This is a genomic window from Actinoplanes utahensis (genome assembly GCF_016862455.1).
GTDB lineage: Bacteria > Actinomycetota > Actinomycetes > Mycobacteriales > Micromonosporaceae > Actinoplanes > Actinoplanes utahensis.
Window position 1 is genome coordinate 54231 of the sequence record NZ_BOMZ01000103.1, and the last position, 14439, is coordinate 68669.

Below are 14439 nucleotides of genomic sequence, written 5' to 3' on the forward strand. Positions count from 1 at the left end.
CGCATGCCCAGCATTCTCCGGAAGCTCAGCAAGGCCTCGGCCGAGCCGGAGGACGAGAGCCTGCGCCCCGACGTGCTGGTCGCCGCGCTCGAACCGGTCCCGTCGTACTGCGACGTCGTGGACGCCCACGTCCACGACGTCATCGAGCAGACCGGGGACGCCGCCCAGGCGATCGTCGAACAGCTCGTGAAGGTGGACTCGCTGGCCGAGGTGATGGCCGGCGACGTGGCGCAGCTCGCCGGCACCCTCAGCCGCACCGAGACCGAACTGAGCCAGGTCAGCTCCAGCAACGATCAGCTGGTCGGGCGGCTCATCTCCTACTTCCTGCACCGCGACCACCAGATCCGGGCGCTGGTGGACCAGATGCGCGATCTCGATCAGCACGTGAAGCAGATCGAGGAGGTCAGCCGGGCCACCAACATCCTCGCGCTCAACGCGATGATCGAGGCGGTCCGGGCCGGTGAGGCCGGCGAGGGCTTCTCCGTGGTCGCGGACGAGGTCCGCAAGCTCGCGCGACGGTCCGCCGAGGCCGCCCACGGCATCGGCTCCAGCATCGGCGACCTGACAGCCCGGCTGGACTCGGTCCTCTCCGACGACAGCGAGTTCGACCGGGACCAGGACATTCCGGCGACGACGGAGGAGACGGCGATGACCCGCCGGCTCGGCGGCATCGCCAACGCCCAGCGGGAGATGTCGGAGATGGTCAGCGGCATCCTCAAGGACACCGTGAGCGCCGCGGAACAGGTCCAGCGCAGCTCGGGCGCCCTGACCGTGGAGACCACCGGCGCCGTCGGGCACGTCCAGTTCCAGGACATCAGCCGGCAGATGCTCGAACACGTCGCCGAAGCGGTCGCCGACGTCCGCCGGCAGACCGAGGACGTCGCATCCTACGCCCGCGGCACCCTCACCGAGGAGGAGCTTCTGGCCCGGGTCATCAGCATCGAGGACCTGCGGGCCAAGCACGTCATGTCCCGGCAGCGGACCACCCACGCCGCGCAGACCGGCGGCCCCGCCCACGAGGACGCCGAACCCCTCATCGAACTGTTCTGACCGTGCCAGCGAGAGGTGCCGCCATGGCCCGCATCGAGAATTACGGCAACGACCAGCCCACCGAGCAGGACGCCGTCAAGGCCCTGGCGGACCTGGTCGGGCCGCAGATGGCCGAGGGCCTATGGACCCTGTCCGTGCAGGCGCTCGGACTGCGGCGGCCGATCGCCACACCGGCCGACCTGCGCCGGGTCGCCGAACACGTGATGGAGGTCGGTGAGCTCAGCCGGGTCGCCGGCCGATCCCTCAAGGTGCGCATCATCACCTATGAGGCTCTGGCACGGACGGTCAAAGCGTGAGCCTGGACATGGACTACCCCGAACTGCGTGATCGGCAGCGGCTGCGGGACCTGGCCCGGATCGGCGTCGACCGGCCGGCCGAGCGGCCCTACCTGACCGAGATCGTCGAGGCGGCGGCGGAGCGGATCGAGACCCCGTTCGCCGTCGTCACCGTCCTGCTCAACGGCGCCCAGGTCTTCCTCGCCGGCCGTGGCCCGATCCCGGCGTGGATCGGCGAGGCCGGCGGCACCCCGATCGAGTGGGCGTTCTGCCTCCCGATGCTGCACACCCGGGCCGCCTGGCACGTCAACGACTTCACCGAGGACCCGAGGTTCCGGACCAATCCGCTGGTCACGGTCGAGGGGGTGCGGTCGTACATCGCGGCGCCCCTGATCACCAGCGACGGCCTGGTCCTCGGCGGGCTGTGCGCGCTGGACGTGCGGCCCCGGGACTTCGCCCCCGGGCAACTCGGCGAACTGCAGAGCCTCGCCGACGAGGCGGTCCGCCGGATCGAGGCCGACGCCGAACCTGACATCATGATGCCGTGACGTTCTCCCTGCCGGTGCCGACCGAAGCCAACGACCTGCTCAACCGCGACCCGCTGGCGGTGACCCTCGGCATCGTGCTGGACCAGCAGATCACCCTGGAGAAGGCGTTCACCTCGCCGTGGGTGCTCGCCCAGCGGCTCGGGCACGAGCCCACCGCCACCGAGATCGCCGACTTCGACCAGGAGCGGCTGATCGCGATCTTCGCCGAGCCGCCCGCCCTGCACCGCTTCCCGAAAGCCATGGCGGTGCGGGCCCAGGAGGTCTGCCGGATCATCGCCGACGAGTACGACGGCGACCCCGCCAACCTCTGGTGGGACGCGAAGACCGGCGCCGAACTCTACCGGCGCATCCTCGCGCTGCCCGGGTTCGGCAAGCAGAAGGCGCAGATCTTCGTGGCGCTGCTCGGCAAGCTCTACGACGTACGGCCCGAGGGCTGGCGGGAGGCCGCCGGCGGATACGGCGAGGAGGGTTCCTACCGATCCGTCGCCGACATCGTCGACGCCGAGTCGCTGGGTAAGGTCCGCGCCTACAAGAAGGAAGCCAAAGCCGCGGCCAGAGCGGCGAAAGAGGCGTAGATCCCGCCCGGCTGGGCGGAACGGCCCGTCCGGTGCGAGGATGGCGGGGTCGATCGGAGTCCTCGCGTGAAGAAACAACCGGAGCGCCCGGTGTTGATCACCGACGCGGCTCGCAGCCAGGATGATCAGCTACGCGGCCGGCAGATCCGCTACGTGACCATGATGTCGGTGCGGGCCGGCTGCCTGATCCTCGGCGGCATCCTGATCAGCGCCGAAGTGCCCCTGCTGCCGATCTGGCTGAGCCTGTGCGCGCTCGGCATGGTGCTGCTGCCGTGGATGGCGGTCCTCATCGCCAACGACCGCCCACCCAAGACGAAAGCCGAACGGGCCGCCGACGCCGCGGCCCGCGAAGACGTCCGCCGGGCCCTGGAGCAGCCACGCGAGGAACCCGACTACATCACCATCGACTCCGAGGTGGTCGACGAGGCCCGCGGCCGGACCGACTGAACGGGCGTCGTCCACAGCGCCGCGTTGTCCACAGCCCGGCCGGCAGACACCCGCAATCTCCGCCACACTGTCCAGCGGGGGATCCCCCAGTGGAGGGTGGGCTCTGTGCGTCGGCCGGGCTCTGTGTAGGCCGGGCTGTGCGTGGGGCGCGCTGCGGTGTGAACTGCCCGGTGTGACGGTCCGCTGTGACGGTCCGCTGTGACGGCCCACGCGGGCGATCAGAGCGGTACGGGCCGGGCGCCGACCCGGGAGACCGCCTCCGCCCCCAGCATGCCGCCGGCCCGCAGCGCCGTCTCCGGATCCGCCCCGGCGAGCCATGCGCCGAGCAGTCCCGCCGCGAACGCGTCGCCCGCGCCGGTCGGGTCCACCACCGGCACGGCCCGGGCCGCGAGATGTGCCACGCCGTCCGGGCCGGCCCAGACGGCGCCGGCGGCGCCCTGTTTGACCACCGCATTGCGTACGTGCGCGGTCAGCCGCCCCGCCTGGTCGGTGGCGCTGCCGGGTCCGGCCAGCACGTCGGCTTCGTCGGCGTTGCACAGGAGCAGGTCGGTTCCCCGTACCCAGGCCAGGAAATCCGCGGGCCCGGCAGACCGTAGGGGGGCCGCGGACGCCGCGTCGACGCTCACCGTGAGTCCCTGATCGGCGGCGGCCGTGAGGGCCGCCAGGCCCGCGGGACGGGAACCGGCGTGCAGCAGCGGGTACCCGGACAGGTGCAGGTGGGAACCGGGCGGCACGGCCGTGATCGCCGCGGTGACGTGGTCCGGCGCGAGCCGCAGGGACGCGCCCCGATCGGTGATCATGGTGCGTTCGGTGGCGCCGGTGAGCACCACCACGCTGCCGGTCGACACGCCCGGGTGCGCCTGTATCGCGCAGTGCACCCCGGCGGCCTCCAGTTCGGTCACCCGGTCCCGGCCGGCCCGGTCGTCGCCGACCGCCGCGACCAGGGTGACCGCGTGCCCGGCGCGGGCCAGCCAGGCCGCGGTGTTCGCGGCCTGGCCACCACCGGCGACCCGGATCACGGCGTCCGTGTCGGAGCCGGCCCGCACCGGGCCGTCGTGCTCGACCAGGACGTCGGTGACCAGGTCGCCGACGACGATGATCATGACCGGGCCGTCACGCCGGGACGGCGAAGCCGACCGGGGCCGCCGACCCGCTGTCCACGGCCGCGGCGATCTTCGCGGCCAGGGCGGCGTTGCGCAGGATGATCCGGATGTTGACCTGCAGGCTCCGGCCCTCGGTGCTGGCGTGGAAGTGGCCGAGCAGGAACGGGGTGACCGCCTTGCCGGTGATGTTCTGTTCGGCCAGCAGGTTCAGCCCGGTCGCCAGGGTGCGGTCGTGCAGTCCCGGGTCGAGCTGCTCGTCGGCGGGCAGCGGGTTGGCCAGCACCAGCGCGCTCTCGGAGACGCCCTGGCCGGCGCGGGCCCGGATGAAGTCGGCCACCTGTTCGGGGGAGTCCAGCGCCCAGTCGATGTCGAACCCGCCGTCGGTGATGAAGAAGCCGGGGAAGCGCCGGGTACGGTACCCGGCCACCGGCACGCCCAGGGTCTCCAGCCGCTCCAGCGTGGCGCCCACGTCCAGGATCGACTTGACCCCGGCGCAGACCACCACGATGGGGGTACGGGCCAGCGCGGTCAGGTCGGCGGACTCGTCGTAGGTGACGTTCGCTTCCCGGTGCACCCCGCCCAGCCCGCCGGTCGCGAACACGCCGATCCCGGCGGCCGCGGCGATCGCGCTGGTGGCCGCGACCGTGGTGGCCCCGTCGGCGCGCCGGGCCGCGGCGATCGCCAGGTCCCGGACCGAGAGCTTGGCCACCGACTGCGCCGAGGCGAGACGCTCGACCTGCGCGTCCGACAGGCCGACGATCACCTCGCCGTCGATCATGCCGATGGTCGCGGGCACGGCGCCGTTGTCCCGGACGGCCTGCTCGATCTCCCGGGCCACCCGGATGTTGTCGGGGTGCGGCAGGCCGTGCGAGATGATCGTGCTCTCCAGGGCCACGACCGGACGGCCGTCACGGCGCGCCCGGGCGACGTGCTCGCCGAATCGAATCGAGAAATCAGTCACACCCGCCACCGTACGTCGATCTTGCGGCCCTGTCGCAGGGCTCTTACCGGCAGCGTTGTCGTTGGACCGGCCCGCCGCGAGGTGTCAGACTTGGCGGCTGGAGCTTCGTCATTTTTCCTGAAGGGCAGATAACCGTGAGCACCCAGATCCTGGAGCGTCCGGAGACCAAGGATGCCGACACCGGTCCCGAGATGTTCCACTACGTGCGCAAGGAGAAGATCGCCGAGAGCGCGGTCATGGGCACGCACGTGATCGCACTCTGCGGCGAGACCTTCCCGGTGACGAAGACGCCGAAGAAAGGCTCACCGGTGTGCCCGCAGTGCAAGGAGATCTACGAAGCCATGAAGGCCTGATCTCGGCGTGACGGGCGGATATCTGCTGCTCGTCGCGGACCTGATCGGTGTGGCGGTGTTCGCCGCGTCCGGCGCCTCGGCCGGCGTCGCGAAGCGGCTCGACCTGTTCGGTGTCGCGTTTGCCGGCTTCACGGCCGCGCTCGGCGGCGGCATCATGCGGGACGTGGTGATCGGCGCGGTGCCCCCGCTGGCGTTCGCCGACTGGCGGTACGCGGTGACCGCCGTGGCCGCCTCGGTCGCCGTCTTCTGGCTGCACCCGGCGCTGCACCGGATGCGCCGTGTCGTGCTGGTGCTGGACGCCGCCGGCCTGGGCCTGTTCACCGTGACCGGCACGCTCAAGGCGCTCGACGCCGGCGTGCCGGCGGTCGGCGCCTGCCTGGTGGGCATGCTCACGGCGATCGGCGGCGGCCTGGCCCGCGATCTGCTCACCGGCGAGATCCCGGCGGTTCTGCAACGGGAGATCTATGCGATGGCGGCGCTGCTCGGCGCCGTGCTGGTGGCCGTCCTGCACCGGTTGTCGCTGACCGGCCTGGTCCCGCTGACGATCGCCGCGACCTTGATCACCGGCGTGCGGCTGCTGGCCCTCTACCGCCGCTGGTCGGCTCCGGTGGCCGTGCCGTAGCACCGGTTCCGCAACCGTCCTCCCGCTATGCTGGGAGCCGCCTCCGCGCCGTGATCGCGGAGGTTTTTCCATGGACGAAGGGATTACGGCAGCTTGAGCCCGCCTTTGCCGAATTTGGAGATCTTTCCGCCGCTGCGGGACTGGCAGCGGAAGGCGATGGTGACGTACCTGCGACGCCGTTCCGAGGACTTCATGGCCGTGGCGACGCCCGGCGCCGGGAAGACCACGTTCGCGCTCCGGATCGCCGCCGAGATGCTCGTCGACGGCACCTGTGACGCGGTCACCGTGGTCTGCCCGACGGAGCACCTCAAGACCCAGTGGTCCCTCGCGGCGGCCCGGGTCGGCATCCAGCTCGACCCGAAGTTCCGCAACTCGGACGTGCACTCGTCGCGTGACTTCCACGGGGCGGTGCTGACCTACGCCCAGGTCGGCATGGCGCCGGCCGTGCACAAGCGGCGCACCCTGACCCGCCGGACCTTCGTGATCCTCGACGAGATCCACCACGCGGGTGACTCCCGGACGTGGGGTGACGGGGTCAAGGACGCCTTCGAGCCGGCCGTGCGCCGCCTGCTGCTCACCGGCACCCCGTTCCGATCCGACGAGAACCCGATCCCGTTCGTGAGCTACGAGCGCGGCGGCGACGGCATCCAGAGATCGAAAGCCGATTCGGTGTACGGGTACGCCGACGCCCTCCGGGACCGGGTCGTGCGGCCGGTGCTGTTCATGGCGTACTCGGGGGAGACCCGCTGGCGCACCAACGCCGGTGACGAGCTGGCCGCCCGGCTGGGCGAGCCGATGACCAAGGATCTGGTCGCGCAGGCGTGGCGGACCGCCCTCGATCACCGGGGCGACTGGATGCCGCAGGTGATGCGGGCCGCCGACGCCCGGCTCACCAAGATCCGCGAGCACGGCATGCCGGACGCGGGCGGTCTGGTCATCGCCAGCGATCAGCAGGCCGCCCGGGCGTACGCGAAGCTGTTGCACGAGATCACCGGTGAGCCGGCGACCATCGTGCTCTCCGACGACGAGGGCGCCTCCGGCCGGATCGCCGAGTTCGCCGCGTCGGAGAAACGCTGGATGGTCGCGGTCCGGATGGTGTCCGAGGGTGTCGACATCCCCCGTCTGGCCGTCGGTGTCTACGCCACCAGCGCCTCCACCCCGCTCTACTTCGCGCAGGCGATCGGCCGGTTCGTGCGGGCCCGGCGCGAGGGCGAGACCGCCACGGTGTTCCTGCCGAGCGTCCCGCACCTGCTCGGGCTGGCCAGCGAGATGGAGGCTCAGCGCAATCACGTGCTGGGCGCGCCGAAGGAGAAGGACGGCCTCGACGACACGGCTCTGGAGCGCGCTCAGAAGGCCGAGGACGCGCTCGGGGACCTGGACAAGAAGTTCGAGGCCCTGTCCGCGGTCGCCGAGCTGGACCAGGTCATCTACGACGGCACCTCGTTCGGCATGGCGGCCCGGACCGGCACTCCCGAGGAGGCCGACTATCTGGGCCTGCCCGGTCTGCTCACCCCGGAGGAGGTGACCACGCTGCTGAACAAGCGGCAGGCCGAGCAGATGGCGGCGCAGAAGCGGCAGCAGGCCGAGCAGGTGAAGACCGCGGAGCCGGTGGTCCGTGAGCCGGTCGTGCCGATGAGCGCGGGGGAGCGGCGCAACAGCCTGCGCCGGCAGCTGAACACCCTGGTGGCGGCACATCACCACCGGACCAACCTGCCGCACGGGAAGATCCACGCGGAGCTCCGCCGGATCTGCGGCGGACCGCCCAGCGCGCAGGCGACGATCGAGCAGTTGGAGGAGCGGATCGCCACGATCCAGACCCTCTGACCCGCACCGTCGGCATGGTCGCAAAAAGTTAAGCCGACTTGACGTTAAGAACTCTTGACGTCAAGTCGGCTTAACATCATGATGGATGCATGACGACGACGCTGATGGATCGATTCGTTCGGTGGAACCTCGACTTCGACGGTGACCTCTACGGCCGCGACGAGCGCGAGCGCTTCCGGTGGTACGAGGGCTCCACCACCATGGCCCAGGTACAGATGATCACCGTTCCGTGGGTGGCCGCCGCCCTCGTCTGGGCGGTCGGCGCGCCGGTCGCCTGGTCGCTGCTCGTCCTGCTGGCCGTCTTCCTCGTGCCGGTCACCCTCTGCTCCGTCTACGTGGAGGCCAAGCGGGTGGACACCATGCCGCGGGTGTGGAGCCGCAAGCGCCTGATCGTCTCCGCGCTGATGGGCCTGCCCTACCTGGTGTTCGGAGTCGGCTTCCTCTACCGCGTCTATCCCGAGTCGAACGCCTGGCGTTCCGCGCTGATCGGCGCCCTGATCGGCCTGGCTGTCGGCGCGGTGGTCCAGGCCGTCCACACCCGCCGGCTGCGCCGCCGGGACGCCGTCCTCGTCGGGGACGAGGACTGATGGCCCCGGCAGGCCCGGTGCGATCCGCCGAGGCGAGCGACGCGATCGGGACCCGCATCCGGGAGGCGCGCAAGGCCGCCGGACTCACCCAGCAGACCATGGCCGCCGAGGTTCAGGTGAGCCGGCAGACCGTCATCGCGATGGAGACGGGCGACTACGCCCCCTCGGTCTATCTGGCCATCAAAGTGGCCCGGGCTCTGGGGACCACCGTCGAGGCGCTCTGGGACGGCTAGCGGCCTTCCAGGACGGCAGAAAGGGCGCTCCCTGCAGGGGGAGCGCCCTTTCTTGTCAAGGTCTCGTCGTTGGGGGCCGCTGCCGGCTGGCTGGTGAGTCTGTTCGCGGCGGTGGAGACCGCCGCTGCCGACCTACGACGAGCGAACTCGAGGCAGGTCGCGAACAGACCTCAGTTGCTGGAGTTCGACATCATGTCCGCGCCGCGCCAGGTGAACTCGGGATCGGCCTTGAACTGCACCGCGATCTTCACCAAGTCCGGGGCGTACCGGTTGGCGTGGTGGCCACAGAAAACCAGTTCACTGCCACCCGCCAGGGTCAAACGGAGCTTCCCGGCTGCATTGCAGCGGTCGCACCGTTCATCGGCTGCGGGGCCGGCCACACTTCCGGCCGGCGGCGTGAGGGTCGGGGTCATCGCCTTCCTCCTCTGTTCGTCACCGATGAACATGTTCCTCGGCTACTGCTCACACATCGTGCAACACCCTGCAACGTTGCAGCCTTCCCAATGTGCCCCGGGGGGACCGAGGTCACACCGTTCGTTCTGGCTAGTGTGCCGTGATCCAAGGGTGCCACGTCAACGATCACTTCTGCACAACGGTCTGATCACCACCCGTTGATATACGGGTGGTGACCATTGGGACACGTAAAGTTGACCAAACGTCTCAGTCGAGGTAGTCGCGGAGAACCTGCGACCGGGACGGGTGACGCAACTTCGACATCGTCTTGGACTCGATCTGCCGGATCCGCTCACGGGTGACCCCGTAGACCTGGCCGATCTCGTCCAGCGTGCGCGGCTGGCCGTCGGTCAGGCCGAATCGCAGCCGGACCACACCCGCCTCCCGCTCGGAGAGCGTCTGCAGCACCTGCTGGAGCTGGTCCTGCAGCAACGAGAAGGAGACCGCGTCGACAGCGACGACCGCCTCGGAGTCCTCGATGAAGTCACCGAGCTGGCTGTCGCCCTCGTCGCCGATCGTCTGGTCCAGCGAGATCGGCTCACGCGCGTACTGCTGGATCTCCAGCACCTTCTCCGGCGTGATGTCCATCTCCTTGGCCAGCTCCTCCGGGGTGGGCTCACGGCCCAGGTCCTGGAGCAGCTCGCGCTGGATACGGCCGAGCTTGTTGATGACCTCGACCATGTGCACCGGTATGCGGATGGTGCGGGCCTGGTCGGCCATCGCCCGGGTGATGGCCTGGCGGATCCACCAGGTGGCGTACGTGGAGAACTTGTAGCCCTTGGTGTAGTCGAACTTCTCGACCGCGCGGATCAGGCCGAGGTTACCCTCCTGGATCAGGTCGAGGAAGGCCATGCCACGTCCGGTGTACCGCTTGGCCAGCGAGACCACGAGCCGCAGGTTGGCCTCGAGCAGGTGGTTCTTGGCCCGCTCGCCGTCCCGGTTGATCCACTTGAGGTCGCGCTCGAAGTTGCGCTCGAGCATCTCCTCGCCGTCCTCGGCGGCACGCAGCCGCTCGGCGGCGTAGAGGCCGGCCTCGATCCGCTTGGCGAGCTCGACCTCCTGCTCCGCGTTGAGCAGCGGAACCTTGCCGATCTGCTTGAGGTACGCGCGGACCGAGTCGGCGGAGGCGGTCAGCTCGGCGTCCCGGCGGGCCTGCTTGAGCGCCTCGGACTCCTCGTCGTCCCACTCGAAGTCGCCGTCGGTGGCCGAACTGGCGGCGTCGGTGGCGGCGGCCGCGACCAGGGCCGGCGGCTCCTCGATCACCACGTCCTCGACAGCGGCGGCGAGCTCCTCGGGATCGATCTCCTCGCCGGGACCCTCCTCGCCGGGCTTCGCCGGGCCGGTGGCCTTCTTCGCCGGGACGGCCTTGGTGGCGGCGGCGGCCTTGCGGACCGGAGCCGCCTTGCGCGCCGGCGTGGCGTCGCCGCCGGCCGGCGAGGCCTGCTTGGGTGCGGGCGCCGCCTTCTTGGCGGGCGCGGTCTTGGCGGTGGTCGCCCGGGACGCCGGTGTGGTGGAGCGGGCGGCCGCCACCTTGGGCCGCCGGGTGCTCGCCGAGCCGTCGACGACGACCGTGATGCCGGCGTCCACCAGCCCGCGCAGGATCTTCTTGGCCTGTGCCGGGTTCACCGCGGCGGACTCGAGCGTGTGCGCGACCTGAGCCGATGTGAGCTGCCCGCCCGCGCCCTGGGCATGGGTGATCAAGGCCTCGGTGAGAGAGCGAACGTCGGCACCGTTCTGGTGGGCTTCTGTCACGAATGACCTTCCGGAGGCGATGAGATTGGGCACGGCCACGGTCCAGCGCAGCACGCGGGGGCGACTGTCGCCGGAGTCGGTTTTGGGGACCCCCGGGTCACGAACCGTCCCGGTGGTCGGTGTCCGTGAAGCGTGGGCAGGGATGAATTGTAGCGCCGCTCACCGAGATCCTCCGACCACAGCACGCCGCCGGGGCCCGACGACCTCGTCGGAAGCGCCTGACGCGAGAATGCTATCGGCGGAAAGGACCCAAAGGTGAGCGAGATTCCGGTGGTATCGACACCCGGCGAGTTGCTGGAGATCGCCGTCCGCGTGGCGCGCGAGGCGGCCGCCACGGCCCGGCGCATGCGTGACGAGGCGATCGGCGACGTCGAGACCAAGAGCACCGACACCGACGTGGTGACGGCGGCGGACAAGGCGGTCGAGCGGCAGGTGGTGCGGGCGCTGGCGGCGGAGCGGCCCGGCGACGGCGTGCTCGGCGAGGAGTACGGCGACTCGGCGGAGGTGGCCCCCGGCGCGGTCCGGTGGATCCTCGACCCGATCGACGGCACGGTGAACTACCTTTACGGCCTGCCGCAGTACGCGGTCTCCCTGGCCGCGGAGCGGGACGGCGAGGTGATCGCCGGAGTGGTGATCAACGCGGCCACCGGCGACGAGTGGACGGCCACCCGCGGCGGCGGGGCGTGGCGGGCCGGGCGGCGGCTCAGCGGCTCCGTACGGACCACGCTGGACCAGGCCCTGGTCGGTACGGGGTTCGGCTACGACGCGCGGCGCAGGGCCCATCAGGGGACGGTGCTGGCCCGGTTGATCACCCGGGTGCGTGACATCCGCAGGTTCGGCGCGGCGGCCCTGGACCTGTGCCTGGCCGCGGAGGGTTCGCTGGACGCGTACTTCGAGAAGGGCCTGAATCTGTGGGACCACGCGGCGGGTGGCCTGATCGCGGCCGAGGCAGGCCTGATCGTCAGCGGCCTCGACGGGGCGCCGGCCGGCCGCGACATGCTGGTCGCGGCCCCGCCGGCGCTGTTCCCGGCCCTGCACGCCGCGCTGGCGGAGCTGGACGCGGCGGGCGGTCCGTGAGGTTACTCGGTGTCCTTGCTGGGCTCGACCGGCATCAGGCAGGCGCCCGGCGGCAGGGTCGGCTCGCCGACCGCGCCCAGCGACTGGTTGACCTCGGTCGTGGTGGCCAGCTGCTGGAACTGGTCGCCGATGATGATGTCGATGACCTGGCCCTTGCGCTTGGCGTTGTAGACCATCCTCGACTGGGCGAGGAAGTACGCCCGGAGCAGCTGCGCCTTGCCGGCGGTCTCCGGCCCGAACCGGATCTCGGCCACCCCGTCGAACTTGGTCTTGCTCTTGCCGGGCGCCTGCGTGGTGAACCGCCGATTCTTGAACTCGTCGGTAACCTGCTCGGCAAGGCCACTTCGGCTCGTCCCGTTGTATACCTTGACGGTGACCTCGACCGGGTCCTCCGGGAGGCGGATGTCGGCGAGCGGCGCCCCGGCCGGGCAGTCGGCGCCGTTCGTGGCTCCACGCTGCGTGTCCCGGAAGAGGGCGACGACGACGAAGACCACCGCGGCCACGGCGAGCACGCCGACGACGACTAGCGCTCGGACGCGGGCAAAGCTCATGGGGCTGGCTCCAGGATCGAACGGCGGACCCGGGTGAGGTGCCCGGACCTGTCGAGAGGTTAGCGTCTGTCCGCCAGGGGTGCGGAAACAGGGAATGGTTCCGGCGCGTTGACGATGATCCAGAGCTTGGTGCCCCTACTTTGATGTCGCCTCGGTCACATCGGGAACAATGTGCGGCCGGAGCGCGTACAAGCCTGCCGCGACAGCGGTAAGGTTCCGCGCCCGCCAGGGCCGTTTCTGGTGCCGAAGGTGTCAGAAATCGTCCAGCGGAACCGGGAACCGAAAGCCTGTCACAGGCGTTACAAACGCCAAGTGACACATCGATACAGGAGAGTGAGAACCGATGGCCACCGACTACGACGCCCCGCGTCGCGATGAGGTCGACCTCGGCGAGGACAGCCTCGAGGAGCTCAAGGCCCGTCGCGCCGACTCTCAGTCGGGCGCGGTGGACGTCGACGAGGTCGAGGTGGCGGAGAGCTTCGAGCTGCCCGGCGCCGACCTCGCCGACGAGGAGCTCACCGTCAAGGTGCTGCCGATGCAGACCGACGAGTTCCGCTGCTCCCGCTGTTTCCTCGTGCACCACCGGAGCCAGCTGGCGACGGAACGCAACGGGGAGCTGATCTGCCGCGAGTGCGCCTGAGCGCACTCGCGCGCAGCGCGCGTCACCACCCGATCGCGGACTCCGCGGTCGGGCGTACGGCGTTCACGGGGGTTTGACCCGGGGGCGTCACCGGGCACATATGGCCGGTGACGACGACGGGAAGGACGACGATGAGCCAGCCGGATCGCGTGACCGAGCCCGGATCCGAGACCGAGCCCGGCACCGAGGTCGAGCTCGTTGCCGCCCTCACCGCGGACGATCTGGAACCCGGCGGCCGCCGGCGCCTCATCGGCCGGCTCGCCGGGCAGGTCGGCCGGCGTGATCTCGGCCGGATGTTCCGGCCGGCGACCGCGCTGCGCTGGATCACCGATCTGGTCACCGACGTGGCCCCGCACGTCCCGGTCCGGGACCGGGAGACGCTGCGCCGGCATTTCCCGGAGATGGACGACGAGGCGCTGGCGGAGCGCCTGATCCGCAACGCCGCCCGGTCCACGGCCGGGGTGGGCGCGGCCGGCGGCGGGATCGCCTCGCTGGAGTGGGTGGCGACCCCGACCCTGCTCTCCGCGCCCGTGCTGCTGGCCGCCGAGACGGTCGCCGTGGTGGCGATCGAGATCAAGTTGATCGGCGAGCTGCACGAGCTGTACGGCCACCCGATCACCGGCGGTGTGCCCGAACGCGCCCTGAAACTGGTCGAGGCCTGGTCCGGCCGGCGCGGGGTGAACCCGATGGTGCCCGGGGTCGGTGTCGCGGTGCTCGGCACGGCGTCCCGCAAGGAGCTGCAGAGATCACTGCTGAAGCGGTTCGGCCGCAACCTGACCACGTTCGGGCCGATGCTCACCGGCGCGGCGGTGGCCGGTTACCTCAACCGGCGGGCCACCCGCACGGTCGGCGACAAGGTCAACGAGGATCTGCGCAAGAAGGCGATCAGCGGGCCGGCCGCTCGGCGCGAGCCCGCCGGCTGACCTCCAGCAGGGCGGTGGCCAGCTCGACCGGCCGCCGGGTGCTCACCACCCAGTACGGCGTGGGATCGGCGGGGTCGTCGAGCAGCACCTGCACCGCCGTGCCGACCCAGGCCCGCTGCACCACGAAGGCCAGCGGGTGCGCGCCGACGCCCAGCACCTCTCGCTTGCCGGCCGCGTCGAGGGCCACCACGCCGGAGACGAACTCGACGGGCAGCCGGGCGTCGTCGACCCGGAACTCGTCCGGGGTGACCTCCACCCGCCAGCGGCCGAGCAGGGCGGGCAGCAGGACGCTCAACGGCAGCAGCACCGCGTACGGCGCCCAGACGGGCAGCTCGGGCAGGCCCAGCATCAGCTCGGTGGCGAGGATCGCGCCCGCCCCGAGCGAGGCCGGCCAGGCCCACCACGGGACGCCGATCCGTTCCTGATGGGCCGCCACCGTGCGGGCCGGGGACTCGGGTGTCACCC

General features: G+C 70.8%; 19 protein-coding genes. 13 read left to right on the forward strand and 6 right to left on the reverse strand.

Annotation, left to right across the window (positions count from 1 at the left end):
• Window positions 1-3 precede the first annotated feature (3 nt).
• From Aut01nite_RS36235 to Aut01nite_RS36255, 5 genes are all read left to right on the forward strand, one after another.
• Window positions 4-1050, forward strand: coding sequence for a methyl-accepting chemotaxis protein (locus tag Aut01nite_RS36235; protein WP_043528890.1), 1047 nt, complete (start codon window positions 4-6; stop codon window positions 1048-1050).
• A gap of 23 nt (window positions 1051-1073) precedes the next feature.
• Window positions 1074-1346, forward strand: coding sequence for a hypothetical protein (locus Aut01nite_RS36240; RefSeq protein WP_043528892.1), 273 nt, complete (start codon window positions 1074-1076; stop codon window positions 1344-1346).
• Window positions 1343-1873, forward strand: a complete 531-nt coding sequence (locus tag Aut01nite_RS36245) for a GAF domain-containing protein (RefSeq protein ID WP_236642930.1) — start codon at window positions 1343-1345, stop codon at window positions 1871-1873. The genes Aut01nite_RS36240 and Aut01nite_RS36245 overlap by 4 nt, the downstream gene beginning before the upstream one ends.
• Window positions 1870-2448 (forward strand): HhH-GPD-type base excision DNA repair protein, encoded by a 579-nt coding sequence (locus Aut01nite_RS36250; protein WP_043528894.1) that lies wholly within the window; start codon window positions 1870-1872, stop codon window positions 2446-2448. Before Aut01nite_RS36245 ends, Aut01nite_RS36250 begins: the two co-directional genes overlap by 4 nt.
• 66 nt (window positions 2449-2514) lie before the next feature.
• Window positions 2515-2895: a DUF3099 domain-containing protein gene (locus Aut01nite_RS36255; RefSeq protein WP_043528895.1), complete on the forward strand. Its 381-nt coding sequence runs from the start codon at window positions 2515-2517 to the stop codon at window positions 2893-2895.
• 218 nt (window positions 2896-3113) lie between these two features.
• Here Aut01nite_RS36255 and Aut01nite_RS36260 read toward each other — a convergent pair whose 3' ends face one another.
• Window positions 3114-3998, reverse strand: a complete 885-nt coding sequence (locus Aut01nite_RS36260) for a carbohydrate kinase family protein (protein WP_043528897.1) — start codon at window positions 3996-3998, stop codon at window positions 3114-3116.
• Window positions 3999-4008: 10 nt separating this feature from the next.
• Entirely contained in the window at window positions 4009-4959 is a 951-nt protein-coding gene (locus Aut01nite_RS36265) for a pseudouridine-5'-phosphate glycosidase (protein WP_043528949.1), read from the reverse strand.
• 128 nt (window positions 4960-5087) lie between these two features.
• Between Aut01nite_RS36265 and Aut01nite_RS36270 the strand changes: the two genes are divergently transcribed.
• The 5 genes from Aut01nite_RS36270 to Aut01nite_RS36290 all read left to right on the forward strand — a co-directional run bounded on the left by Aut01nite_RS36270 (window position 5088) and on the right by Aut01nite_RS36290 (window position 8578).
• A complete protein-coding gene (locus Aut01nite_RS36270) occupies window positions 5088-5312 on the forward strand; it encodes a DUF3039 domain-containing protein (protein WP_043528899.1) in 225 nt (74 codons plus the stop codon).
• 7 nt (window positions 5313-5319) lie between these two features.
• Window positions 5320-5934, forward strand: coding sequence for a trimeric intracellular cation channel family protein (locus Aut01nite_RS36275; RefSeq protein WP_043528900.1), 615 nt, complete (start codon window positions 5320-5322; stop codon window positions 5932-5934).
• A gap of 93 nt (window positions 5935-6027) precedes the next feature.
• A complete protein-coding gene (locus tag Aut01nite_RS36280; protein ID WP_043528902.1) occupies window positions 6028-7758 on the forward strand; it encodes a DEAD/DEAH box helicase in 1731 nt (576 codons plus the stop codon).
• A gap of 89 nt (window positions 7759-7847) precedes the next feature.
• On the forward strand, window positions 7848-8345 hold the full coding sequence (locus Aut01nite_RS36285; protein WP_043528903.1) for a Z-ring associated ZapG family protein: 498 nt from the start codon (window positions 7848-7850) through the stop codon (window positions 8343-8345).
• Window positions 8345-8578: a helix-turn-helix transcriptional regulator gene (locus tag Aut01nite_RS36290; RefSeq protein ID WP_063958823.1), complete on the forward strand. Its 234-nt coding sequence runs from the start codon at window positions 8345-8347 to the stop codon at window positions 8576-8578. Before Aut01nite_RS36285 ends, Aut01nite_RS36290 begins: the two co-directional genes overlap by 1 nt.
• A gap of 170 nt (window positions 8579-8748) precedes the next feature.
• Here Aut01nite_RS36290 and Aut01nite_RS36295 read toward each other — a convergent pair whose 3' ends face one another.
• Entirely contained in the window at window positions 8749-8991 is a 243-nt protein-coding gene (locus Aut01nite_RS36295; RefSeq protein ID WP_043528951.1) for a DUF7455 domain-containing protein, read from the reverse strand.
• 247 nt (window positions 8992-9238) lie between these two features.
• Window positions 9239-10783 carry an RNA polymerase sigma factor gene (locus tag Aut01nite_RS36300; protein WP_043528952.1) on the reverse strand — a complete coding sequence of 515 codons (1545 nt, stop codon included), beginning with the start codon at window positions 10781-10783 and terminating at the stop codon, window positions 9239-9241.
• 255 nt (window positions 10784-11038) lie between these two features.
• Between Aut01nite_RS36300 and Aut01nite_RS36305 the strand changes: the two genes are divergently transcribed.
• Entirely contained in the window at window positions 11039-11860 is an 822-nt protein-coding gene (locus tag Aut01nite_RS36305; protein WP_083999537.1) for an inositol monophosphatase family protein, read from the forward strand.
• A gap of 2 nt (window positions 11861-11862) precedes the next feature.
• On the opposite strand, the gene Aut01nite_RS36310 is transcribed toward Aut01nite_RS36305, so the two are convergent.
• Window positions 11863-12411, reverse strand: coding sequence for a LytR C-terminal domain-containing protein (locus Aut01nite_RS36310; protein WP_043528907.1), 549 nt, complete (start codon window positions 12409-12411; stop codon window positions 11863-11865).
• A 343-nt stretch (window positions 12412-12754) separates the two neighbouring features.
• On the opposite strand from Aut01nite_RS36310, the gene Aut01nite_RS36315 reads away from it, so the two are divergent.
• Together Aut01nite_RS36315 and Aut01nite_RS36320 are read left to right on the forward strand one after the other, a co-directional pair.
• Complete coding sequence (locus Aut01nite_RS36315; RefSeq protein WP_014446959.1) at window positions 12755-13051, forward strand: DUF4193 domain-containing protein; 297 nt, start codon at window positions 12755-12757, stop codon at window positions 13049-13051.
• 131 nt (window positions 13052-13182) lie between these two features.
• Window positions 13183-13974 carry a hypothetical protein gene (locus tag Aut01nite_RS36320; protein ID WP_083999539.1) on the forward strand — a complete coding sequence of 264 codons (792 nt, stop codon included), beginning with the start codon at window positions 13183-13185 and terminating at the stop codon, window positions 13972-13974.
• On the opposite strand, the gene Aut01nite_RS36325 is transcribed toward Aut01nite_RS36320, so the two are convergent.
• Window positions 13937-14437, reverse strand: coding sequence for a DUF3093 domain-containing protein (locus tag Aut01nite_RS36325; protein ID WP_043528911.1), 501 nt, complete (start codon window positions 14435-14437; stop codon window positions 13937-13939). The two genes, Aut01nite_RS36320 and Aut01nite_RS36325, sit on opposite strands and share 38 nt — an antisense overlap.
• Between the last annotated feature and the right edge of the window lie 2 nt (window positions 14438-14439).

Coding starts and splice junctions, on each gene's coding strand:
- Aut01nite_RS36235 (WP_043528890.1), top strand. CDS start 4: ATGCCCAGCATTCTCCGGAAGCTCAGCAAGGCCTCGGCCGAGCCGGAG.
- Aut01nite_RS36240 (WP_043528892.1), top strand. CDS start 1,074: ATGGCCCGCATCGAGAATTACGGCAACGACCAGCCCACCGAGCAGGAC.
- Aut01nite_RS36260 (WP_043528897.1), bottom strand. CDS start 3,998: ATGATCATCGTCGTCGGCGACCTGGTCACCGACGTCCTGGTCGAGCAC.
- Aut01nite_RS36285 (WP_043528903.1), top strand. CDS start 7,848: ATGACGACGACGCTGATGGATCGATTCGTTCGGTGGAACCTCGACTTC.
- Aut01nite_RS36290 (WP_063958823.1), top strand. CDS start 8,345: ATGGCCCCGGCAGGCCCGGTGCGATCCGCCGAGGCGAGCGACGCGATC.
- Aut01nite_RS36295 (WP_043528951.1), bottom strand. CDS start 8,991: ATGACCCCGACCCTCACGCCGCCGGCCGGAAGTGTGGCCGGCCCCGCA.
- Aut01nite_RS36310 (WP_043528907.1), bottom strand. CDS start 12,411: ATGAGCTTTGCCCGCGTCCGAGCGCTAGTCGTCGTCGGCGTGCTCGCC.
- Aut01nite_RS36315 (WP_014446959.1), top strand. CDS start 12,755: ATGGCCACCGACTACGACGCCCCGCGTCGCGATGAGGTCGACCTCGGC.
- Aut01nite_RS36320 (WP_083999539.1), top strand. CDS start 13,183: ATGAGCCAGCCGGATCGCGTGACCGAGCCCGGATCCGAGACCGAGCCC.